This window comes from Robertmurraya mesotrionivorans, assembly GCF_050971805.1.
Classification (GTDB): Bacteria; Bacillota; Bacilli; order Bacillales; family Cytobacillaceae; genus Robertmurraya_A.
Genome location: NZ_JBPCCH010000017.1, coordinates 57,922 through 80,740, shown reverse-complemented (window position 1 = coordinate 80,740; position 22,819 = coordinate 57,922). Strand labels below are relative to the sequence as shown.

Sequence of the window (22,819 nt, the reverse complement as noted above, 5' to 3'; positions counted from 1 at the left end):
AATACTGGTCTAGTGGCGATAGCGAAAAGGTCACACCCGTTCCCATACCGAACACGGAAGTTAAGCTTTTCAGCGCCAATGGTAGTTGAGGGTTTCCCTCTGTGAGAGTAGGACGTCGCCAGGCACCCATAAAGAGAGTAGTCACGTGACTACTCTCTTTGTTTATGATAGCTTTTTCTTTTAACATGACTGTCCTTATGTTTTTTCTATATTACATATAAAAATGCTATACTTACAGAAAAACGAAGGGGACGGGACAAACTATGGAGAGAATAAGTATTAAAGGACCATATAACTTTGATCAAGTACTATACAGACTTGCATTAGATCCATTAAATCAAATAGATCTACAGGAACGCTCGGTTAAAGTTCCCCTCATCGTCAACGGAGACAAGCAAGTTGTAAAAGTAACAGCAACGGGTACAACCGAAGAGCCTTCATTTGAATTGAGTGGTAAGACAAATGAGCCCGTTATCGCTCGTTTACGGGAAATCTTCCAATGGGATCAACCTTTAGATGACATTCACACCCATTTTCGTAACACAGATTTAGCCCCGATTTTTAAAGAGCATGCAGGAACTCCTCTGGTTTTAGACTTTGATCCTTACAACTGCTTATTAAAATGCATCGTTCATCAGCAACTCAACCTGAAGTTCGCCCACACATTAACTCAGCGATTTGTGACAACCTTTGGTACAGAAAAAGACGGGGCTTACTTTTACCCAGATCCAGAAAAATTGGCCAGTGTAAAAATCGAGGAGCTACGCGAGCTTCAATTCAGTGGCCGTAAAGCGGAGTATGCGATTGGTGTGGCACAAGCGATTGTAGAGGAAAAATTAGAGCTACAAAAGTTGCATGAAAAGTCAGATGATGAGATTATGGAAGAGCTCGTCAAATTAAAGGGCATTGGTCCATGGACCGTACAAAACTTCCTCATGTTTGGTCTCGGTCGACCAAATCTTTTCCCAATTGCTGATATCGGTTTACAGAATGCTCTCAAAAAGCTATACAATATGGACCGAAAGCCGACGAAGGAAGAAATGGAAGGATACAAGCCAAACTGGGAGCCATACGCAAGCTACGCTTCTCTTTACTTGTGGAGAAGTATCGAATAATAGATGGAGTGAACAAAATGAAACAGGAGCAATCCGTAAGAATAACTGAAAAACAAACCTTTCCACTGACAATTAAGAGACTCGGAATCAATGGGGAAGGAGTGGGCTACTTTAAAAAGCAAGTCGTCTTCGTACCAGGTGCTTTGCCAGGTGAAGAAGTAGTTGTAGAAGCAACAAAAATTCAACCGAAATTTGCTGAAGCGCGCATTAAAAAAATTCGAAAAAAATCAGAACATCGTGTCGCACCACCATGTCCTGTGTACGAGGAATGTGGAGGTTGTCAGCTCCAGCATCTCGACTATCGTCAACAGCTTGTGGAAAAAAGGGACATTGTGAAGCAATCACTTGAGCGTCATACAAAGCTAAATGTTGAAAAGTTAGATATCCGTGACACACTTGGTATGGAGAACCCATGGAACTACAGAAACAAAAGCCAGTTTCAGGTGGGGCAGCGTGACGGTAAATTACTAGCAGGATTATATGGCATCAACTCACACAAGCTCGTTGATATTCAACACTGTGCGGTACAGCATTCCGCTACAAACAAGGCAACATCAACCGTGAAAAAGATTTTACAAGACCTTAAAGTGTCTGTATATAATGAGAAAACTCGCAAAGGTGTCGTACGTACCATTGTTGCTCGAATTGGTGTGAAAACAGAGGAACTTCAAATCGTATTAATCACAAGCCAGCGTGAGCTTCCTCACAAGGATGAAATCGTCGCTCGTATCAAGCAAGCCTTACCAGAAGTGACATCCATTGTGCAAAACGTAAACGGTCAAAAAACATCTCTTATCTTTGGTGATGAAACAAGATTATTAGAGGGAAGAGAGTTTATCCAAGAAACTCTAGGAGAACTCGAATTTGAGCTATCCGCAAGAACGTTCTTCCAGCTAAATCCTGAGCAAACCGTGAACCTTTACAATGAGGTAAAAGAGGCAGCAGGACTAACAGGTGTGGAAAAAGTTGTGGATGCTTACTGTGGAGTGGGAACAATCGGTCTATGGTTAGCAGATGGAGCAGAGGAAATCCGTGGAATGGATGTTATTGCGGATTCGATTGAAGATGCAGAAAAAAATGCCGAGAGACATGGAATCAGTCATGCTACTTATGTTGTCGGTAAAGCCGAACAAGTCCTACCGAAATGGGCGAAAGAAGGATGGAAGCCGGATGTACTTGTAGTGGATCCACCAAGAACAGGCTTGGATCAACAGTTATTAAACACGATTTTAAAAGTAAAACCAAAGAAAATTGTATATGTTTCATGTAATCCATCCACACTCGCAAAGGATATCTCCGTGTTGGTTTCAAAATATAAGGTTGGTTATATTCAACCTGTGGATATGTTCCCCCAAACAAGTCACATTGAAAGTGTTACTAGTTTAATCCTAAAGGGATAAGTGACAGTTTTTTTGGATAAGTCAGACAATATCCACAATTTTATTCACATTATGTATAAAATCGGGATAAAAAACGTGAAAAAGTTGAAAAAATCAAGTTATCCACAGTCTAATAAGTCTAAACTAGACGAATGGCTCCTTATTCTCAGGGGCCATTTAATTTTTGTTATGACAAATGTTATAGTAGGTAAGGTAAACAATCTTCAGGGGGATAAATCAGTGAATAATAACGATATATTAATCAGATTAAGATACGCTTTAGATATTAAAAATGTAGACATGGTAGAAATCTTTAAACTTGGTGGAGTTGAGGTAACCAAAGACGAAGTATTAAAGATCCTCACGAAAACAAATGACGTAGAAGAGGAAGAGGATAATGAGGATGTAATCATCTGTGATGATCAAATGTTCGATGCCTTTTTAAACGGCTTTATTATTTTTAAAAGAGGAAAGCAAGAACCAAAATCAGGTCAGCCTGAAAGACAGGCTCCATCTCTAAAGGAAAGCTCGAATAATCTCCTTCTAAAAAAGCTAAAAATCGCTTTGTCATTAACAAGTGAGGATATGCTTCAAATCTTAGAAGATGCAGGAGTTCGTATTACCAAAGGAGAACTAAGCGCCTTATTAAGAAAAGTTGGTCATAAAAACTATAAGTTCTGTGGAGATCGATATGCTAGGAATTTCTTGAAAGGGTTAGCGATTAGATATAGAGGATAGGGATTTTTAATTGAAAAACAATTTCCAATAATAAGTTACCAAACTCGACACATATGGAAATGTTACTTTAATGGAAAAAAATAACAATTTTGTTTTATTAGAGGAGTTCAGTGATCTGAACTCCTTTTGTAGTTGCTCAAAAAACCTCATATTCTTTGGGAAGGTCTCGCTGTTGTAAATTGTTGATAGTATACTTTATTTATTATGTTGTAGTAGGAGAGAGTGTAATTATTCTATAATTTTTAAAAGGCAAGGGAGGAATTACAGTGGAAGTACAATTGAAAAAAGTACATAAAAAGGGTTTGTGGAAAATATGAAAATAGTAATTGCAGAACGGGATAATCATGAGAGAGTGGCGATAGAATGGCTGATTTCGACCTATTCTATTCCAATTAACAACGTACTTGTGACAAAAACAGTTAAGGAGACAATGGCTATACTTGAAAAAGAACTTCCTGAGATTCTCTATTTAGAATTGGATATGATCCCAGCCGAACATTGGTCGTTAATTACAAGATATGTTAAAACTTTTTCACCGAAAATTATTACTGTCACAGCAGAAGCGACATTTGAACGGGCAAAACAGGCAATTGAACTAGGTGGTGTTGATTTACTTGTTAAACCACTAGATCCCGTAAAAATTAAACAATGTCTTAAAATGGCGTTGTCACTCGTTGTACAACGAGAAACAATGGATGTCTCCTCTAAGAAGGATGAGGGGTATTCATATCAATCAATATTTTTAGATCAAGAGCAAAATAATGGGGAAATTGCGTTGATGCTCTTGCATACGGAAAATAATAAAAAGCTTGCTGATTTACAACAATTTTTAACGTATTTTCCATTTCGTGAACCTCCGACGATATTACCGTTAACAGATATGGTTGCTTGTTTATTTAAAAATCCATCCCAGCATATAAAAGAAGAAGCATGGAAGGTTTTGAGGGAATGGGAAGCTTTTAATATTGAACCTCTTGCTGCGGTTATTATCCCACCTAATACTGAAATGAAATCTGTACATGACATGTATTTAGAAGCTAGAAGACTATTAGAAATGACATTTTTTATCGGATATCGTCAAGTCATTTTACCAAAAGAAGAATACAAATCTTGGTATGAAATGGATCCGTTTTTAACCTCGGCTGAACAGCGGGAATGGGTGGAAATGTTAAATAGTTTTGATAAACAAAAAATAAAAGAATGGATGCACCGGGAGTTTTTGCATATGGAAACGCCCTTTCCTAATCCGGAGAAGTTAAGGACAAGACTTACAAGTATTCTAGCCCAAGTAAGGCGGTTTATGAAAACGTACGAGCTTGAACAGGGTGAAATGGAAGAATATTATATGAAAATATTTTCAGAGATTCTGTACAATCGTGTGCTATACAGAGTCGTCCAAGAAATGCTTTTATTTTTATATGAATTACTTGATCGTTCTAAGAATGGTGACGTCTTTTCGAAAAAAGATGTGGTTGAAAGGGGGATCCTTTATATCGAAAAACATTATATTGATCCTGATTTAACATTAGAAAATGTGGCTGAAGCAGTTGGAAGAAGTACAGCCTATTACAGCCATTTGATAATGAAGAGGCAAGGAATCTCGTTTCGACAGCTTTTAGCCAATAAACGTATTAACGAAGCAAAGCGACTCTTAAATTCAAGCGAGCTTTCAATTAAAGAAATAGCCAATCAAGTAGGCTTCCGTAATCCTAGTTATTTTACTAGACTTTTTAAAGAATTGACATCGATGTCTCCGCGTGACTATCGCTTACATATGAGGGAGGGCATGGAGTAGTTCAGATAAATGTGCTTAGATGAAATATCGTAAAAAATTATAAGAATCGTAAAAAATTATAAGAATCGTAAATTATTATAAGATTTTAAGTGAAAAAAGATAAATGAAACAAGCCCTTTCGAAAAAAAGTATCGAATTTCGAAAATTAATTAGCTATTTTTAAGCAAAATTATTCTTTATAATTTTCAGTATATTTAGATAAAGGGAATCTATCTATAAAGGCAACAAAAACTATTTTTGCCTCTTACAGATTCGACTACTTTATCTTTTCCAAAAATAGAGTGATTAAAGGGGGGATCTATGATGTCATTGGAGATAGAAAAAAAGGCTCCTAATGTAGTCGGAGATAAAAAGCAACAAACACGTTTATCTGTATTTTTACCGGCTTTTCTAGTCGTTGGTGGCGGAGCCATTCTAGGAATTGTGAACAATCAATTGTTGGCTGATATTTCAATGAATGGTTTTATAGGTTCTTTACGTGGACTTGGATGGCTTTATCAAATCATCTCAATTGCAGCACTCATCATTGTATTGTTGGTAACGTTTTCAAAGTTAGGTAACATTCGTTTGGGAGGTTCAGAGGCAAAGCCTAAATATCCGTTTCTTGCTTGGTTTGCAATGGCCTTAACAGGTGGAATTGCCACGGGAGTCATTACTTATGGAGTAAATGAACCGATCATCTATTTTGGTAACATTTATGGAGAAATGGCCAATACAGGTGTAGAACCTGGTACTTCAATGGCTGCAATCTACGCTATGGGACGCTCTTTTTATAATTGGACATTTATTCCTTATGCGATGTATTCATTGAGTGGGCTCGTGGTTGCCTATATGTATTTTAATCGTAAAGCACCATTGTCTGTAACAGGAACATTAACCCCACTGTTCGGTAGCAAAATTACAAAGGGGGTTTGGCCAGGGATTATCGACACATTAGCGGTGTTAGCAATCGCACTTGGCTTAGCATCTTCACTTGGAGCAGGTTTAGCATTAGTCGGATCGGGGCTCGAGACGTTTTACGGCATTCAGCAAGGACCGATAGTGTGGTTCGTCCTAGTTGTTGTGATAACTGGATTGTTTACTGTTTCAGCGTTAAAAGGGATGGATAAAGGGATTCGTCGGATGGCAGATATTAATGCAAAGGTGTTTTATATCCTGCTACTTGCACTGTTCATTATTGGCCCTACCTTATATATTCTCCAATCGTCAACAGCAGGAATGGCTCATTGGCTACAAAACTTCTGGAGCTGGGGGCTTGATCCAGGAATAGTCGGTGGAGAGGCTTTAGTGATGTGGTGGACGTTATATGACTGGGCGATTTGGATTGCCTATGCACCATTAATGGGAATATTCCTTGCGGTTATCTCTTACGGTCGAACGATTCGTCAGTTTATGATAATCAACTGGATATTACCAGCTGTGTTCAGTATCTTATGGTTCGGTGTTTTTGGCGGTACAGCCCTACATTGGCAACAAAATAATACAGTTGACTTAGTGTCAACAATTAACGAAAGTGGAGCGGTTGCAGGTTTATGGGCGTTCTTAGCTAATATGCCATTGGCTGTTATCATTATTCCAATCGTGATGATTGCGTTAATCCTCTCATTTTCTACAGCGGCTGACTCGATGGTTCGTGCAATTGCCATGTTATGTACCGTAAATATTCGTTATGATGAAGATCCAGCAAAATGGAAAATGTTGATTTGGGCGATTTCTATTGCGATCATTGCCTTTGTGATGGTTGCTTTCGCAGGCGGAGTACAGGGCGTTGATGGTGTGAAATATTTGGCTGCCTTAGGTGGCTCAGCGGTTCTTTTCATCTTTGTTTTACAAGTCTGTTCGGCCGTGAAAATGTTCTTTATTGATAAAATTGAAAAATAATTTTAGGAAAGAAGAGAGGGGTCAACATGGCGGATCAAGGGATGAAAAAGGTAGCCCTAGGAAATGCAATCACATTAGATATGTTTGTCTCCATAGCGCGTTATGGTGCTTATGTTGATTTTTCAGATGCTTACCGTCAGCGAGTTGAGAGGTCGTGCCAGCTTGTAAACAAATGGATTGATGAAGAAATAATCATGTATGGGGTAAACACTGGCTTTGGTGCTCTATCAACAAAAATAATCTCACGAGATCAAACAAGATTGTTGCAAAAGAATATTCTTTTATCCCATGCAACATCAGTTGGTGAACCATTAGATGAAGAATGTGTAAGGGCAATTATGCTCATGGTGCTGCAAAACTTAGGGCAAGGGTATTCTGGAATTCAGATATCCACGTTGGAAATGTATCGCCAATGTTTAAATTGTGGTGTTATTCCGTTTGTGCCTCGTGAAGGTTCAGTTGGATATTTAAGCGTTGAAGCTCATATAGCTTTGGTGATGATTGGGGAAGGAAAAGCCTATGTGGATGGAGAGCTATTACCTGCGAAGGAAGCTCTTCGTAAAGCAGGACTAGAGCCGATTGACCTTTCAGCCAAAGAGGGATTAGCGTTAATTAGTGGAACAACGAGTCCAACCGCACTTGGAGCGTTAGCATTATCGGATATGCTACAAGCAGCTAAGTCAGCCGATATTATTGGTGCCATGGCGTTAGAGGTCTTACGAGGAACAACTCGAGCATTTGATGACAGACTGATGATAGCTCGTCCGCATGAACAACAACGAAATACAGCAACCAATGTGAGAAAAATTTTAGAGGATTCAATGATGGCTAAACAGTCGGTCGATCATCGCTTGCAGGATGCCTTATCTTTACGGGCAATTCCTCAATTGCATGGGGCAGCAAAGAAAACGCTTCTTGATGCGTTAGCTACCTTTGAGGTCGAAATGAATGCGTGCACTGACAATCCCATCTTATGGCCGGGTGAAGATGGCGGCGCGATTTCAGGAAGTAATTGTGACTCCTCATACGTGGGGATCGAGTTAGATTCAGCATGTATCGGGGTTACAGCCATTGCGAAAATGTCAGAACGGCGAAACAATCGTCTGATTAATTCTCATCTTTCAGGCTACCCTGCGTTCCTTGTCAAAAATGCTGGGCTAAATTCAGGGCTAATGATTCCACAGTATTCACAAGCAGGACTTTTAAACGATATGAAACTATTATCTCATCCTGCAACAGTTGACAGCATACCGACCTGTGCTGACCAAGAGGATTATGTAGCGATGGGGTACAATTCAGCGAAAAAAGCTAGGGAAGTAGCGCAAAGGCTTGAGTATGTCTTAGCAATTGAGCTGTTGTCGATTTATAATGCTCATCAATTTGTGGAGAGCGAACTTACGCCTGGCTCTGCTTCAACAGCGGTTTTGGAACGCATTAGACAATCAATACCAAAAATGACTGAAGACACGTATATTTACCCTTATTTAGAACGATTGAAGGATTTTATTCATTCAGGTGAGATCATTTCAGTCGTAGAAGAGAAACTTGGTAAGTTACTGTAAATGTATATTATAAAAATTATTTATTATATATAGAATGTTTAGGAGGCAATTAAGATGGAACAAACAAAAACAGAAAAAGTCATCCGCTATCGCGGACCAGAATTAAATACAAAAGGCTGGTTACAGGAGGCTGCACTTCGGATGTTAATGAATAATTTAGATCCTGAGGTTGCGGAAAGACCAGAAGATCTCGTTGTGTATGGCGGGATTGGAAAAGCGGCACGAAACTGGGAATGCTTTGATGCGATCGTTAAGTCGCTAAAGGAATTAGAAAATGATGAGACACTATTGGTTCAATCAGGGAAACCGGTTGCGATTTTTAAATCGCACGCAGATGCACCGCGCGTACTAATTGCGAATTCAAATATCGTCCCCGCTTATGCCAATTGGGAAACTTTCCATGAGCTAGACAAAAAAGGGCTAATGATGTACGGACAAATGACTGCTGGAAGCTGGATTTATATCGGTTCGCAAGGTATTGTCCAAGGGACCTATGAAACGTTTGCAGAGCTTGCAAAACAGCATTTTGGCGGTACACTCAAAAATACTATCACGGTAACGGCTGGTCTAGGCGGTATGGGTGGAGCTCAACCACTTGCAGTAACGATGAATGGTGGCGTTTGTATCGGCATTGATGTAGATGAAAGCCGAATCGATCGTCGTATTGAAACTCGTTATACGGATGTAAAAACAGATTCCTTGGACAAAGCAATCGAAATGGCTAAAAATGCAAAGCTTGCAGGTGAAGCACTTTCCATCGGACTGATTGGTAATGCAGCTGATATTCTACCAGAAATGATTGCTAAAGGATTTATCCCTGATATTGTGACAGATCAAACATCTGCGCATGATCCACTTAACGGGTATGTTCCGTCAAAGATGTCTCTTGTTGAGGCTGCAAAATTACGAGCGGACAATGCAGAAGAATATGTTAAGAAATCAAAAGCTTCAATGGCTCAACATGTGCAATCAATGCTCGATATGATGGAAAAAGGCGCCATTACGTTCGATTACGGAAACAATATCCGTCAGGTTGCTAAAGATGAAGGGGTTGAAAATGCCTTTGACTTCCCAGGATTTGTTCCAGCCTATATCCGTCCTCAATTTTGTGAAGGAAAAGGACCATTTAGATGGGTAGCACTCTCAGGTGATCCAGAAGATATCTATAAACTAGACGAAGTGATTTTACGTGAATTTAGTGATAATGACCATTTATGTAACTGGATTCGTATGGCGAAAGAAAAAATCCAATTCCAAGGGCTGCCATCTCGGATTTGTTGGCTTGGTTATGGAGAACGGGCACGCTTCGGTAAAATCATTAATGAAATGGTTGCAAAAGGACAGCTCAAGGCTCCAATTGTCATTGGACGTGATCATCTCGACTCAGGTTCAGTTGCGTCACCGAACCGTGAAACAGAATCAATGAAGGATGGATCTGACGTCGTAGCAGATTGGCCAATTTTAAATGCCATGATTAATGCAGTTGGCGGTGCTACATGGGTATCCTTACACCATGGTGGTGGAGTAGGCATGGGATATTCAATGCACTCAGGAATTGTTATTGTGGCAGATGGAACGAAAGAAGCAGAAGCACGAATTGAACGTGTTCTAACAACAGATCCAGGAATGGGTGTTGTGCGCCATGTTGATGCTGGTTATGAGTTAGCGAAGAAAACGGCACGTGAAAGAGGAGTAAACATTCCAATGTTAGAAATGGGGATGGAATAAGATGACTAGACCGATTTGGATCAAAAATATCCATCAGTTGGCAACTCTTTCATCCAATAAGGAAGGGCCTCGATCAAGAGAAGCGATGTCGAAGTTAGGTATTATTGAAGATGGGAGTTTGTGGATGGAAGATGGAATCATCCAGGCTGTAGGATCGACCATTGAACTGGAACAGCAGTATGCATCTAGAATAGAAGAAGCTGAAATTGTGGATGCTACCGGTCACTTAGTTACCCCTGGATTAATCGATCCTCATACACATGTTGCTTTTGGCGGCAGTAGGGAACAAGAATTTGAAATGCGTCTTGAAGGCGTACCATATATGGATATTATGAATGCGGGTGGAGGAATTCATGCGACTACTCGCATGACACGTGAGTGTACGGAAGAAGAGATTATTAGCCAAACAAAGAGACGGCTTGATTCCTTTTTACATCATGGTGTAACAACTGTGGAAGGGAAAAGTGGATATGGAATGAATCTTGAAACCGAGTTGAAGCAGCTACGGGTAATGAAGAAATTACAGGAAACACACGTGATTGACCTTGTGCCAACCTTCATGGGAGCACATGCGGTTCCGCCTGATTACAAAGGGAGAGAGGAAGAATATATCGATCACCTAATAAATGATATGCTACCTGTTGTGGCTGAAGAGAAATTAGCTGAGTTTAATGATGTATTTTGTGAAAAGGATGTTTACACCCCAGAACAATCAGAGAGAATTTTGGAAGCAGGAAAGAGGTACGGTCTGATCCCGAAAATCCATGCAGATGAAATTGTTGCATACGGTGGGGCAGAATTAGCTGCAAAGGTAGGCGCGATTTCAGCTGAACACTTATTGAAGGCATCAGACGAAGGAATTAAAGAAATGGCAGAGGCAGGAACGATCGCTTGCTTACTTCCAGCAACGGCTCTCTATTTACGTGAGGAAGCAGCGAATGGAAGAAAAATGATTGATGAAGGGGTAGCTGTAGCAATTTCGACAGATTGTAACCCTGGGTCTTCGCCAACAACATCGATGCCCCTTGTCATGAATTTGGCCTGTATCTCGATGAGGATGACACCTGCAGAGGCATTAACCGCGGCTACATACAATGCGGCATGCGCAATTAATCGTCAAGATCGAATAGGATCTCTAGAGGTTGGGAAACAAGCTGATGTGGTGTTATGGAATGTAAAAAGCTATCAAGAGCTACAGTATTTGTTTGGTGTAAATCACACGAAAGCTGTTTGGAAAAAAGGAGTAAAGGTGGTCGGGTAACACATGAGTGAGCATTGGCTACATCAACCGGAATGGTTATGGAATGTGAATACAATCGACCCTACTTATGTTCACCATTGGGTTAGGCAGCTAAAAGAGATAGAAGGAAAGCCGGAACTTATTTTATATGGTGCACCAATTTCTCGTTCTTCCATTAGCGTCTCAGGTGCATCTCTATATCCGACGGAATTTCGGCGAATGTGGAAGGGGTTTGCCACCTACAATTTGGATGAAGATGTCGATTTAGTTGATTTGATTGTTGCGGATGCTGGAGATGTCGTGATGCATACAACAGATATACCTTTGTCCCATAAGCGTATTGAAGAGGCAACAACTTTTTTAGCTTCGAAATATTCTGATGCAGTTACCTCCATGATTGGGGGGGACCATTCAACGACGGCTTGTGCAGTACGAGGGATTAAGGAAGCTTTTCCGAATGACAGAATCGGGATCTTGCAACTCGATACCCATCTTGATGTACGGGATCCGGCTGAATTGGGGCCGGCAAATGGTACCCCAATCAGGCAATTAATCGATGGATCTACTGTTAGGGGAGAAGATATCATAAATATTGGTTTGCACGGTTATTTCAATACTAAACCACTGATCACCTATGCTAATTATCATTCCATTCAAATGGTGACATTAAAGAATGCTCGCAAAGCTGGATTTGTTCATACTGTTCAGGAGGCACTGAAACAGCTATCTCAAAAAGTTGACCGGGTTTATGTAACAGTTGACATGGATGTACTCGATATATCTGTTGCTCCTGGAGTGCCAGCTTCCACTCCAGGGGGCTTGTCCACAGCTGAGTTATTCGATTCCTTGCTTGAGATTGGGAAGCATCCATCTGTCCGACATATTGATTTCGTTTGCCTGGATCCAAGTAAGGATTCTGAGGTTTTAGAAACGGTTAAAACTGGTGTATATGCGTGGTTACAATTTGTCACTGGTGTGGTTTGTCGATCAAAGTAAATTTATTAAAACTAGGGCAATCTCACTGAGGATTGCCCTTTTGCTTTTTACAAGTGTAAATATTTTTAAATCACATATGCAACATAACTTATTTACAGATTGTCTACATATCTAGTAATCTTGATAGAAAAGATTGTTCATAAGTAAGGACATGTATCAGAAGGAAGGGCTAGGTTTGTCTAGAGGATTATTGTACAGTTCACTATTTCTATTAATGGTGATATGGGGATTCAATGTTTCGGCCATTAAAATATTAGTGACGTATTTTCCGCCTGTTTTTATTCAAGGTGTTCGTGTGTTTTTGGCGGGGTTGGTAGTAATAGCTGTCCTTATTCTATCAAAGAGATTTGAGAGGATTTCTCGAAAAAATGTACTCGGGATATTCGTCGCTGCCTTATTTGGAGTATTTGGGCATCATCTTTTTTTAGCACTCGGATTAACCATAACGACCGGTTCAAATACAGGTCTTATTCTGGGTTTAGTCCCACTTTTCACCTCCATTTTTGCCATGATTTTTCTGAAAGAGGTATTAACAGTTTTCAAGGCTATCGGCATTTTAGCAGCTCTAAGCGGTGTTTATTTTATTATTTTAAAAGGAAATGGACCTGTTTCTGGGTTTTCATTAGGTGATCTATTCATATTTGGAGCGGTAATCACGCAAGCGATTAGTTTTATTGTGATAAAAAAATTAACTACTAATCTTGATTCACGACAAATGACGGGAATCATGCTGATCTTTGGGTCTTTAATGATGTTCGGATTTAGTTTTTGGATAGAACCAGTTGAGATAAGCCAATTTCAACAGCCAATGTATGTTTGGATAGTTTTACTAGCTTCAGCTGTTTTTGCCACAGGACTTGGCCACATGCTTTATAATTATGCCATCCAACAATTAGGTGCAGGCTCTACAGCTATTTTTATCAATCTTACCCCGTTCTTCTCATTGCTTGGCTCAGCTCTGTTCCTAGGAGAAAAGATTGTGCTTGAGCAGTTAATTGGTTTTGTCCTAATCGTACTTGGAGTTATTTTAGGCACGGGGATGCTAGAAGGTTCTTTTCGTAGTCTAATTCGTCGTAATCTTTCAAAGTCCTTGGAAAGATGAATACACAAGTACAACGATTAGATTACATTAAAATAATAGTTGGAGGAATGTTAAATGCCATTTTTATTGATTAGGGGAATTTCAGTCGAACAGGTAAAAAGCATTAGTCAACCATTGGTCGAGGATTTAGCTAATCTTTGTGCTTGTGGAACGGATAATTTCACGCTAGAGGTGGTGAATTCTACTTTTGTCTTTGATGGAAAAGTAGTTCCGGGATATCCATTTATTGAAGTAAAATGGTTTGAACGGGGGCTAGATATTCAAAATGAATTTGCTAGCATCATTACGAAACAGGTTCAGTCACTCGGGATACCAGAAGTAGAAGTAGCTTTTAATACTTTTAAGGAGTCTAGTTATTATCTAAATGGTAAAAGCTTTGCTGAAGAAGAATGAAGAGCAGTTAGAGTGGCTCTAGAAATAACAACAGCCGACTCGTGTTAGAGTATAGGGTTCCGTTTTCGGGTGCTTTCTGATGAAAAGACATCAGGTTAAGCACCCGAACTGATAAATAGACGGAGAAATTCCGTTTAACTAGTAATTATTTTTAAAAAAGGCTTAAATAGACGGAGAGATTCCGCCTATTGGCTCGAAAAATTCGAAAATGGGAGATTTTGCTTTGCATAAGCGGAAAACCTCCCCTTATTTACCCTGAAACGAGCTCCATTCTGCATCTAACCGAAAAATCTCCGCTTATTACTGTGGATGAAATGGATGAGAGCTGTAGGAAGCTTGCTCTTGAGTTTCCCGGCATTGTTACCGTTTTTGAAACAGGGAGATCACGAAAGGGGCATCCCATTTTATGTATAAAAATTGGAGATGGACCCAAGAATGCTTTGTGCTTTGCTTGTCCACACCCGAATGAACCCATTGGAGCAATGACACTAGAGTATTTTTCTCGTGCGTTAGCTGAGAATGATGAATTACGAGAAGGGTTAGGGTTTACGTGGTACATGATTAAATGTATTGATCCTGATGGTGTTCGTCTTAATGAAAAATGGTTTAAAGGACCGTTTACAGTATATAACTATACGAAAAATTACTATCGGCCAATTGGGTATGAACAGGTGGAATGGACCTTTCCTATTGACTACAAAGAACTCCATTTTCACAACCCGCTTCCGGAAACGAAAGTATTAATGAAGTTAATAGAAGAAACCCAACCAGAGTTTATGTACTCGTTACATAATGCTGGCTTTGGGGGCGCTTATTGGTATAGCACACATGACTTTCCAGAGCTGTATGAAGGTTTAAGGAATTCAAGCATCAAACAAGGCATTCCCTTAAATTTAGGTGAGCCGGAGGAACCTTTCATCACGAAGTTTTCCCCAGCGATATTTAAAAATATGACCATTGCTGAGGCGTATGATTTTATAGAGAAGTACACTGGAGAGAAGCCGAATATTAAAAATGGTACGTCAAGTTCAGACTTTGCTGGGAGCGTAAACGCCGATTGTGTCACACTTCTGACGGAGCTGCCTTATTTCTTTGATTCTCGGATAGAAGATATGAGTGAGAGTGACATGACACGAAAAGAAGCAATCTTAAAGAGTGTGGAAGTATCTCAAGCTCATTTTGCTCGCTTAGACCAACTACTGCAAGATATTCGCCCCTATATACAAAAGGAAAATCCTTTTGTAAAGCTTGTGGAGGAAGTTATCCAGTATGTTCGAGAGGGCAGTGAAGCCAAAATCAAATGGGTCGAAAGCCATCCAGAGTTTGAAAAACCGGCAAAAATGGCGGAGGTTTTTGATAATCTATATGCGGCAAAATTTTATAATGGTTTGTATTTAGGTTTAACGGTCCGAACAAGTGAATATGAAATAGAGCTGCTGCAACTACTTGAAAACAGGGATGAAGAAGCCCTCTGTAAGCTACGGGAAGCGTATGATAAAGGTGAGAAGTTATTAGAAAAATATTGTAACGTGTTAGAAAATGAGCTTGATTACACATTTATTCCGATTCAAAAACTGGTTCGTATTCAAGTTGAGAGCGGATTAATAGTGGCCAAGTACATCCGCGAAAACCGATAGATATACATTCTCTATATACCAATAGAATAAGCCCAATTTCAAAAGTCAACTTTAGAGTTGGCTTTTTTTAAACACTAAGAAAATCTTAAGATTTGCATTAGGGGTTTATTAATATTTAGAGGGTATGCTTAGTCTAGATTAAAAACACATGGGGGGTATAATAGGTTTGAACTTATATATAGGAGTGAATGCTCATGAACATATTGGTTTGTGATGATGATAATGCCATTGTAGATGCAATTGGAATCTATTTGGAAAACGAAGGCTATCTAGTATATAAAGCTTTTAATGGTGAAGAAGCAATCGAAATGATTGAAAATCATGAAATCCATCTGATTATCATGGATATTATGATGCCTAAGATGGATGGAATTACAGCTACGATGAAGATTAGAGAAGAAAATAAAATACCATTGATCATGCTTTCAGCTAAATCGGAGGACTACGACAAGATATTAGGATTAAATATTGGAGCGGATGATTACATAACCAAGCCTTTCAATCCTCTGGAGTTAATCGCTAGGGTGAAATCGCAGCTGAGAAGGTATACAAGCTTTGGAGGTCTTGAAACAAGGAGTAATGTCTATCAAACAGGTGGTCTGATGATTGATGATGAAAGGAAATTGATCACTGTCGATGGAGAAGAGGTACATCTTACACCTGTGCAATACAAAATTTTAAAACTTCTAACTGCTAATGCGGGAAGGGTTTTTTCCATAGAAGAGATCTATGAGAAAGTATGGAACGAAACGGCCTTTAGTCCAGAAAATACGGTAACCGTTCATATAAGAAAGATTAGAGAGAAAATCGAGATCAATACTAAAGAGCCAAAGTACTTAAAGGTGGTGTGGGGAGTTGGATATAAAGTTGAAAAAATATAGCCACTTACTGATAACGAAAATCATTATGTTTATCTTGGTAATCATTTGTTTTACAGGAGTTATTAAGAATATTGTGGTTGTGGAAATTGAAAATGGTGGAAATTTTGGTGCGATATTTGAAGAGGACTATTTTCACAGCTTGTCATATGTACAGGAAAGTGAAGAGATTATCAGTAAACTTTCCATACTAATAGAAGAATATAAGAGTGAAGAACATATTTTAAAAGGTGGAACGATTAGTGAAGATGAAATGAGGAGTGTTGAAGAAACATTATACTCTGACTACCAAGCGTTCTCCAGAAGCTACAATCCTGAACAAAGTGAAGAAGCCAACTATGCGAGGTTTACAGAGGAATATGCAGATGAAATCTCCGAGGCAAGGGATGAGATTATTAAGAGTGACTTAAGAGATTTTCATCATACTGTGCAAGAATTAGAAACGTATGACGGTCCTTTGTATTATGCTAGTGATAGTGTAAATGTATACACAAACACCACTTTAAAGGAAAAACAACAGTTTCAAGCTCATCCATCCTATATGATTTTTGAGGGATATAAACAAGAGATGTATCCAAAAGAAGTGACGAACAATGAACATCTATACCGGATGACAGAAAGTATTCAACAACTAAATCCAGAAAATCAAGTTATATATGTATCTTTTACGGAGGAGTTTTTAGATCTTAAAATCAAACAGTGGGAAGAAAAGAAGGAAATAGCTAAAAAAAGTTTGTATGGATTACTAGCCTTTCTAATAGGATTTATCGTGTTCTTTTCCTATTTAGTACTTGTAATAGGGAAGAAATCCTTTAAAGCGCAGGAGGTACACTTACTTGCATTTGATAAACTATATACTGATATTAATCTAGTTGTATCCATTCTTCTCTCAGCGCTTTGGTTTTCAATAATAGAAGACATCAATCAAACAAATATTGATGTAATCATTATTCCATTAACACTCTCCTTTGGAGCAGTAGGGTTTGTTCTTTTTCTATCATTAGTGAAGCACTTCAAAAATAGAACATTATTCAAGCATAGCCTAATCTATAAGATATTTTATAAGCTTATTAAATTCGTAGGAGAAGTATATGCAAGTGGAAGTGTTGGTGTAAAAACGGTCTTACTTGTCATTGGATATCCTTTATTGGTTGCGGCAACGTTTTTTATGTTTCCTGTAACCTTGGGAATAGCAGCTTGGTTTGCCTTTAAGAAAGTGAAGTCATTTAAAGCAATAAAAGATGGAGTAGAAAGAATAAAGGATGGAGATATTCACCATTCGATCACTGTTGATGGAAAAGGAGAGTTTGCTAAACTTGCTGGAAATATTAATAGCATCACCGATGGATTGAAAACAGCAGTTGATAGTGAACTTAAAAGTGAGAGGTTAAAAACAGAGCTCATCACCAATGTATCTCACGATATACGAACACCTTTGACCTCTATTATTACCTATGTGGATTTATTGAAAAATGAAAAAGATTTATCAAAGATAGAAGAATATGTTGACGTACTGGATCAAAAATCGAAAAGATTAAAAATATTAACTAATGATTTATTTGAAGCAGCAAAAGCTTCTAGTGGGAACATTCCCGTTCATTTTGAGCAAATAGATATAGTATCTTTGCTAACCCAGGGACTAGGAGAAGTGAATTCGAAAATTGAAGCCTTAGAATTAGATATGAAGGTAAACTATCCGAAAAACAAAGTATATATCACAGCGGATGGAAAACTCTTGTGGAGATCCCTTGAAAACCTGTTATCCAATATCTTTAAATATGCACTTAGTGGATCAAGGGTGTATATAGATATTGAAGATTTAGGGAAGGAAGTACTTATTACCTTCAAAAACATATCAGCCTACGAGTTAAATATATCAGCAGATGAATTAATGGAACGTTTTACAAGAGGTGACGAATCCCGATCAAGTCAGGGGAGTGGGTTAGGACTTTCAATAGCGAAAAGCCTCATTGAAATACAAAAGGGAAGATTCGATATTCAAGTGGATGGGGATTTGTTTAAGTCAAGGATTTATATGCCTAAAGACCATTCATGAGCATAAGAAAAGTGAACAAAGCATCCCGTTAACATAAGGGATGCTTTGTTTTTTCATTAATTTCCTAAGAAAGATGTTTTAATAAACTCTAACTGCTTTTCAAGTGTAACCGGGTCACTAAAGGATGCACCTTCACCAGGCATTTCAAACACTTGGTTGTTTTTTACAGCAGGAATGTTTTTGTAGGTTTCTGTTTCTTGGAAAGAAATGTCTGCATCTGAGTACTTACTTAGAATCACATAGTCACCTGCGTATTCTGGAATCACTTCAGTAGATAATGCATAGTATCCAGACTCAAGTGCAACTTCTTTAACTTTTTCAGGCATTTTTAGTTTCATGCCTTGGTAAATAATTTCTGTCCCACGTGCCCAGTTTTCACCAAATACATAAAGGTCTTTGCCGTAACTTTCCATGACAGAAACAGTTGCGTCCTCACCAATCTTAGCGCGGATTTCTTCACCTGCAGCTTCTACGCGCTTGGTAAAGTCATCAACCCAGCTTTGAGCTTCTTTTTCTTTATTTAAAAGTTTCCCAATTTCGATGTGCTGCGTTAAGTAATCAACTTTCCCCCAAGTGTATGTTACAGTTGGAGCAATATCTTTTAATTTATCAAGGTTTTTAATATTTGATAGTCCAATAATTAGATCGGGCTCTAATTCAATGATTTTTTCTAAGTTCTCATCTGACACTTCTTCCACATCTTTTAGTTCTTCTGCAAAAGTTGGATTATTTTTCGACCATACATCAACACCAACAACATTCACTCCTAAATCTAATACATTTCCAGTAAAACCAGAAAGAAGGATGACTCTTTGTGGATCTGCAGGTACTTCAACTGGACCTGATTCAGATTCGTATGTAATCGTTTTAGGTGTTTCTTCTTCTTTCGGAGCTTCTGAACTGTTATCCGTTTCTTCTGCTTGTTTTCCGCAAGCACTGATAACAAGAACAAGTAATAGCAAAAATGGAACTAATAGTTTTTTCATGAAGGGTTCTCCTTTAATAATATATTTCGTAACTGGAATTTTATTGATAATGATTATCAATATCGTTTATGTTTTTAATATAAATCTAGTTATGTAGAATGTCAATGAAAATTTCAACAAAAAAAGTAGAGAATAGGAAATATGTATTGCTTCTTATGTTGGAGGAAATTGGAACATTTGTATAGAATTATTGGTTAGACATGCCTAACGGAGGTTCCACAATGAAAAGAATATTGTTGATGCTTTCCTTACTAATTATCATCATATGTGGTGGAATTATAAATGAAGCCCAAGCTTCCGTAATAATCAACCAAGAAAAAGTAGGGAAATATAAGATCTATGAAAATATGGAAATACTTGAGGATAAAGAGGGAAATCTTACGATTGACGATGTGTCCTCAACCACTTTTTCCAACCAGTTTACAGAAAATAAAGAAGGCATTCCTAGTTATGGTTACAAGTCATCTGTCTATTGGATGCGCTTCGAAATAGACAATCAACTTAGTACGGATAAATATATCCTAGAATTTCCTTATGCCCCTCACGATTCCATTACTTTATATGAACAAACTGGAACGAATATGTACACAGCCTTTTATGGCGGTGATTTACTTCCGTTTTCCGAGAGAGATCGGAAGCATCGGCATGTGACATTCGAATTAACCATACCTGAAAAGGAAACTAGAACATATTATGTCAAAATAAAAAGTGAAGGATCATTACAGCTCTCGGTTGTACTATGGGATGAAGAAGCTTTTTCGGAAAAAAGCTTAATAGAGTATCTTCTTTTCGGGATATATTATGGATCAACACTCGTAATGGTTGTTTATAACATCTTTTTATATTCCTCCTTACGCTTACGGAGCTATTTATGGTATGTACTGTTAATCTTCGCAGTTAGTATGACACAATTAACGCTGAATGGATTTGCTTATCAATTTTTATGGCCCGACTTCCCATGGTGGAATAATCGCTCGATTGTTTTTTCCATTGCTTTCTCTAACTTGGCGGGAGCCTTATTTGTTAATAAATTTCTTGATGTTCGCCAGTATGCAAAGGGTTGGAGCAGAATTCTTCATGTGCTTACAGTATTCAATATAGGGATACTCGTCGTGTTAATGATGTCCTATTCTCTTGCTTTACACCTGGTTACCCTTTCTACTATATTTTTTATTCCTGTTGTTCTAACTACGACGATTCTTTGCTGGAAGCGAGGGAATAAGGCAGCTCGTTACTTGTTTTTTGCCTGGTTTATCTTTTTGCTGACGGGCCTAGTATCTTTCTTGTCAGATGCAGGTACATTGCCACTGAATACTTTCACACGATATGCCTCCTTAATCGGATCACTTATCGAGATGATTCTCTTTTCATTGGCACTAGCTGACCGGGTGAAAATTATCCAAATGGAAAAAGAAAACGCAGAACGAGCCACGCTTTTATTAAATGAAGAGCTCGAAGAAAGGGTACAAAAAAGAACGGAAGAACTGCAAATCAGTACAGAAAAGCTGGTAAGTATGGAGAGGTCACGTCGCCATCTATTATCGAATATCTCTCATGATTTAGGTACGCCGATGACGTCCATTCAGGGGTATGTTAAGGCGATGTTGGATGGGGTGATTGAACCTTGTGATCAAACGTATTTGAAAATCATTCATGAAAAAACCCTCTATATTGATCGGTTAATACAGGATCTTCATGACCTTTCCAGATTAGATGAAAGACAGGCAAGTATATCTCTGAATAAAGTATCTGTTCTTAAGTTTATTCAGTTTTTATATCAATTTAAAGCGGATGTTACTAGTAAGAACATTACATTTCAGTTTAATAGTCAGCTGTCACTAGAACAAAATGAATGGGTTCTCTTACTGGATTTGAACCGAATGAGGCAAGTGATGGAGAATCTAATATCGAATGCCGTTAAGTATACAGATGAGAATGGTATCATTACGATTGATGTCAATGAATATGAGGATTTTTATAAAGAATGTCAAGAAAGACAGGGCCATCAAGAGGAAATCGCTGTGGCCTTGGAGAAGATAGGGAACAGTCACAGTCATCAGAGCTTGGTCATTGGTGTTCATGACAATGGAAAAGGAATTGATGCGGAGTCACTTCCTTATATATTTGACCGTTTCTATCGAGCGGATGCTGAACAATATGATACGTATCGGAATGCTGGACTTGGTCTGGCTATTGCGAAAGAAATTATTGATTATCATAACGGAAGTATTTGGGCAGAAAGCTTGGAATCACAGGGAAGTTCTTTCTATTTCACATTGCCTATCTACACTGGGAAGCTGGGGGAGAATACATGAGGACCGTTGTTATTGCTGAAGATGAAGTAGATATACAGAATTTATTGAAGCTCTATCTTGAACAGGAGTATCGTGTGATCTCATTTGCGAATGGAGAAGAGGCACTAGCTGGTATTCTGGAAGTCATTCCAGATCTTGTGATTTTAGATATTCTCCTTCCTGGAATGAATGGATTCAAGGTTTGCGAGAGACTACGAGAGAAACAAATCCACATCCCAGTGATTTTTTTAAGTGCCAAAAGAGAACAAAGTGAAAAAATCCGTGGGCTAGAGATAGGTGCCGATGATTATATCACGAAGCCATTTGATCCAGGAGAATTAATGGCAAGAGTAAAAGCACATTTGCGTCGTAGCACCCTGCAGGCAGCGTCTGAAGAAGAGAACACACATATGATTACATGGGGTGAGCTACATATTGATATAGAACAATATGTGGTAACCGTTGGGGATAAACCCATCCACTTATCAACGAAGGAAATCCAGCTGTTAATTTTACTCGCTTCAAACCCAAGACGAGTATTTAGTACGGAGCAGTTATATGACTTAATTTGGGGAGAAGACCAATTTGGTGATTTAAAAACAGTATCCGTTCATATCAGTACCTTACGAAAAAAGATTGAGCCTAATCCGTCTAAACCAGAGTATATAATTACCGTAAGGGGATTTGGGTATAAATTTCTTCCGTAAAAGTTTAATTTTCTCCTTTTATTATAATTTTCCAATTTCTTAACTTTAATTTAACCTTCACCATTTATGATTAAAGCTATGAGACTGGAATGATATAGGAGGAAAGCCATGAAAGAGATTCAGAATCTTGACGGGGAATGGATTCAACTAATCAAACAGGCTAGAGATATGGGAATGTCCATAGAGGAAGTACGAACATCCTTACAGTCTATCATGGACGGGAAAAATGTAGCTGAGATCTTGGAGACGCTAAGTCAAAAAGTATCTTTTACATAGTCCTTCATTTCCCTCATTCGCACTACAAGTCACCCTCATTGAAATACATCTTCCCA

Annotated in this window: 18 protein-coding genes and 1 rRNA gene; 18 read left to right on the top strand and 1 reads right to left on the bottom strand. The window is 38.6% G+C overall.

Annotation, left to right across the window (positions count from 1 at the left end):
• Positions 1 to 8: 8 nt before the first annotated feature.
• The 15 genes from rrf to ACRX5O_RS19775 all read left to right on the top strand — a co-directional run bounded on the left by rrf (position 9) and on the right by ACRX5O_RS19775 (position 18,500).
• Positions 9 to 124 (top strand): 5S ribosomal RNA (rrf, locus tag ACRX5O_RS19845).
• Positions 125 to 263: 139 nt separating this feature from the next.
• Entirely contained in the window at positions 264 to 1,115 is an 852-nt protein-coding gene (locus ACRX5O_RS19840) for a DNA-3-methyladenine glycosylase family protein (RefSeq protein ID WP_433907558.1), read from the top strand.
• 17 nt (positions 1,116 to 1,132) lie between these two features.
• Complete coding sequence (gene rlmD, locus ACRX5O_RS19835) at positions 1,133 to 2,515, top strand: 23S rRNA (uracil(1939)-C(5))-methyltransferase RlmD (protein WP_433907557.1); 1,383 nt, start codon at positions 1,133 to 1,135, stop codon at positions 2,513 to 2,515.
• Between the two features lie 168 nt (positions 2,516 to 2,683).
• Complete coding sequence (locus ACRX5O_RS19830) at positions 2,684 to 3,232, top strand: YehS family protein (protein ID WP_433907559.1); 549 nt, start codon at positions 2,684 to 2,686, stop codon at positions 3,230 to 3,232.
• Between the two features lie 313 nt (positions 3,233 to 3,545).
• The gene (locus ACRX5O_RS19825; protein ID WP_433907556.1) at positions 3,546 to 5,027 is read left to right on the top strand and encodes a helix-turn-helix domain-containing protein; all 1,482 of its coding nucleotides are present in this window, start codon (positions 3,546 to 3,548) and stop codon (positions 5,025 to 5,027) included.
• Positions 5,028 to 5,330: 303 nt separating this feature from the next.
• Positions 5,331 to 6,908, top strand: coding sequence for a BCCT family transporter (locus tag ACRX5O_RS19820; protein ID WP_433907555.1), 1,578 nt, complete (start codon positions 5,331 to 5,333; stop codon positions 6,906 to 6,908).
• Between the two features lie 26 nt (positions 6,909 to 6,934).
• Entirely contained in the window at positions 6,935 to 8,470 is a 1,536-nt protein-coding gene (locus ACRX5O_RS19815; protein WP_433907554.1) for an HAL/PAL/TAL family ammonia-lyase, read from the top strand.
• A 54-nt stretch (positions 8,471 to 8,524) separates the two neighbouring features.
• The gene (gene hutU, locus ACRX5O_RS19810) at positions 8,525 to 10,198 is read left to right on the top strand and encodes a urocanate hydratase (protein WP_433907553.1); all 1,674 of its coding nucleotides are present in this window, start codon (positions 8,525 to 8,527) and stop codon (positions 10,196 to 10,198) included.
• 1 nt (position 10,199) lies between these two features.
• On the top strand, positions 10,200 to 11,459 hold the full coding sequence (gene hutI / locus ACRX5O_RS19805) for an imidazolonepropionase (RefSeq protein ID WP_433907552.1): 1,260 nt from the start codon (positions 10,200 to 10,202) through the stop codon (positions 11,457 to 11,459).
• A 3-nt stretch (positions 11,460 to 11,462) separates the two neighbouring features.
• Positions 11,463 to 12,434 carry an agmatinase family protein gene (locus ACRX5O_RS19800; protein WP_433907551.1) on the top strand — a complete coding sequence of 324 codons (972 nt, stop codon included), beginning with the start codon at positions 11,463 to 11,465 and terminating at the stop codon, positions 12,432 to 12,434.
• A 175-nt stretch (positions 12,435 to 12,609) separates the two neighbouring features.
• The gene (locus ACRX5O_RS19795; RefSeq protein ID WP_433907550.1) at positions 12,610 to 13,536 is read left to right on the top strand and encodes a DMT family transporter; all 927 of its coding nucleotides are present in this window, start codon (positions 12,610 to 12,612) and stop codon (positions 13,534 to 13,536) included.
• Between the two features lie 54 nt (positions 13,537 to 13,590).
• The gene (locus ACRX5O_RS19790) at positions 13,591 to 13,929 is read left to right on the top strand and encodes a DUF1904 family protein (protein ID WP_433907549.1); all 339 of its coding nucleotides are present in this window, start codon (positions 13,591 to 13,593) and stop codon (positions 13,927 to 13,929) included.
• Between the two features lie 188 nt (positions 13,930 to 14,117).
• Positions 14,118 to 15,566 (top strand): M14 family zinc carboxypeptidase, encoded by a 1,449-nt coding sequence (locus ACRX5O_RS19785; protein ID WP_433907548.1) that lies wholly within the window; start codon positions 14,118 to 14,120, stop codon positions 15,564 to 15,566.
• 194 nt (positions 15,567 to 15,760) lie between these two features.
• Positions 15,761 to 16,447 (top strand): response regulator transcription factor, encoded by a 687-nt coding sequence (locus ACRX5O_RS19780; protein ID WP_433907547.1) that lies wholly within the window; start codon positions 15,761 to 15,763, stop codon positions 16,445 to 16,447.
• A complete protein-coding gene (locus ACRX5O_RS19775) occupies positions 16,422 to 18,500 on the top strand; it encodes a HAMP domain-containing sensor histidine kinase (RefSeq protein WP_433907546.1) in 2,079 nt (692 codons plus the stop codon). The genes ACRX5O_RS19780 and ACRX5O_RS19775 overlap by 26 nt, the downstream gene beginning before the upstream one ends.
• Positions 18,501 to 18,556: 56 nt before the next feature.
• On the opposite strand, the gene ACRX5O_RS19770 is transcribed toward ACRX5O_RS19775, so the two are convergent.
• Positions 18,557 to 19,486, bottom strand: a complete 930-nt coding sequence (locus ACRX5O_RS19770; protein WP_433907545.1) for an iron-hydroxamate ABC transporter substrate-binding protein — start codon at positions 19,484 to 19,486, stop codon at positions 18,557 to 18,559.
• A 221-nt stretch (positions 19,487 to 19,707) separates the two neighbouring features.
• On the opposite strand from ACRX5O_RS19770, the gene ACRX5O_RS19765 reads away from it, so the two are divergent.
• From ACRX5O_RS19765 to ACRX5O_RS19755, 3 genes are all read left to right on the top strand, one after another.
• Positions 19,708 to 21,801 carry a 7TM diverse intracellular signaling domain-containing protein gene (locus tag ACRX5O_RS19765; RefSeq protein ID WP_433907544.1) on the top strand — a complete coding sequence of 698 codons (2,094 nt, stop codon included), beginning with the start codon at positions 19,708 to 19,710 and terminating at the stop codon, positions 21,799 to 21,801.
• Complete coding sequence (locus ACRX5O_RS19760) at positions 21,798 to 22,487, top strand: response regulator transcription factor (protein ID WP_433907543.1); 690 nt, start codon at positions 21,798 to 21,800, stop codon at positions 22,485 to 22,487. The genes ACRX5O_RS19765 and ACRX5O_RS19760 overlap by 4 nt, the downstream gene beginning before the upstream one ends.
• 108 nt (positions 22,488 to 22,595) lie before the next feature.
• Positions 22,596 to 22,763, top strand: a complete 168-nt coding sequence (locus tag ACRX5O_RS19755; protein WP_433907542.1) for an anti-repressor SinI family protein — start codon at positions 22,596 to 22,598, stop codon at positions 22,761 to 22,763.
• Positions 22,764 to 22,819 lie beyond the last annotated feature (56 nt).

Coding starts and splice junctions, on each gene's coding strand:
- ACRX5O_RS19840 (WP_433907558.1), top strand. CDS start 264: ATGGAGAGAATAAGTATTAAAGGACCATATAACTTTGATCAAGTACTA.
- rlmD (WP_433907557.1), top strand. CDS start 1,133: ATGAAACAGGAGCAATCCGTAAGAATAACTGAAAAACAAACCTTTCCA.
- ACRX5O_RS19830 (WP_433907559.1), top strand. CDS start 2,684: ATGACAAATGTTATAGTAGGTAAGGTAAACAATCTTCAGGGGGATAAA.
- ACRX5O_RS19825 (WP_433907556.1), top strand. CDS start 3,546: ATGAAAATAGTAATTGCAGAACGGGATAATCATGAGAGAGTGGCGATA.
- ACRX5O_RS19820 (WP_433907555.1), top strand. CDS start 5,331: ATGTCATTGGAGATAGAAAAAAAGGCTCCTAATGTAGTCGGAGATAAA.
- ACRX5O_RS19815 (WP_433907554.1), top strand. CDS start 6,935: ATGGCGGATCAAGGGATGAAAAAGGTAGCCCTAGGAAATGCAATCACA.
- hutU (WP_433907553.1), top strand. CDS start 8,525: ATGGAACAAACAAAAACAGAAAAAGTCATCCGCTATCGCGGACCAGAA.
- hutI (WP_433907552.1), top strand. CDS start 10,200: ATGACTAGACCGATTTGGATCAAAAATATCCATCAGTTGGCAACTCTT.
- ACRX5O_RS19800 (WP_433907551.1), top strand. CDS start 11,463: ATGAGTGAGCATTGGCTACATCAACCGGAATGGTTATGGAATGTGAAT.
- ACRX5O_RS19790 (WP_433907549.1), top strand. CDS start 13,591: ATGCCATTTTTATTGATTAGGGGAATTTCAGTCGAACAGGTAAAAAGC.
- ACRX5O_RS19780 (WP_433907547.1), top strand. CDS start 15,761: ATGAACATATTGGTTTGTGATGATGATAATGCCATTGTAGATGCAATT.
- ACRX5O_RS19770 (WP_433907545.1), bottom strand. CDS start 19,486: ATGAAAAAACTATTAGTTCCATTTTTGCTATTACTTGTTCTTGTTATC.
- ACRX5O_RS19765 (WP_433907544.1), top strand. CDS start 19,708: ATGAAAAGAATATTGTTGATGCTTTCCTTACTAATTATCATCATATGT.
- ACRX5O_RS19760 (WP_433907543.1), top strand. CDS start 21,798: ATGAGGACCGTTGTTATTGCTGAAGATGAAGTAGATATACAGAATTTA.
- ACRX5O_RS19755 (WP_433907542.1), top strand. CDS start 22,596: ATGAAAGAGATTCAGAATCTTGACGGGGAATGGATTCAACTAATCAAA.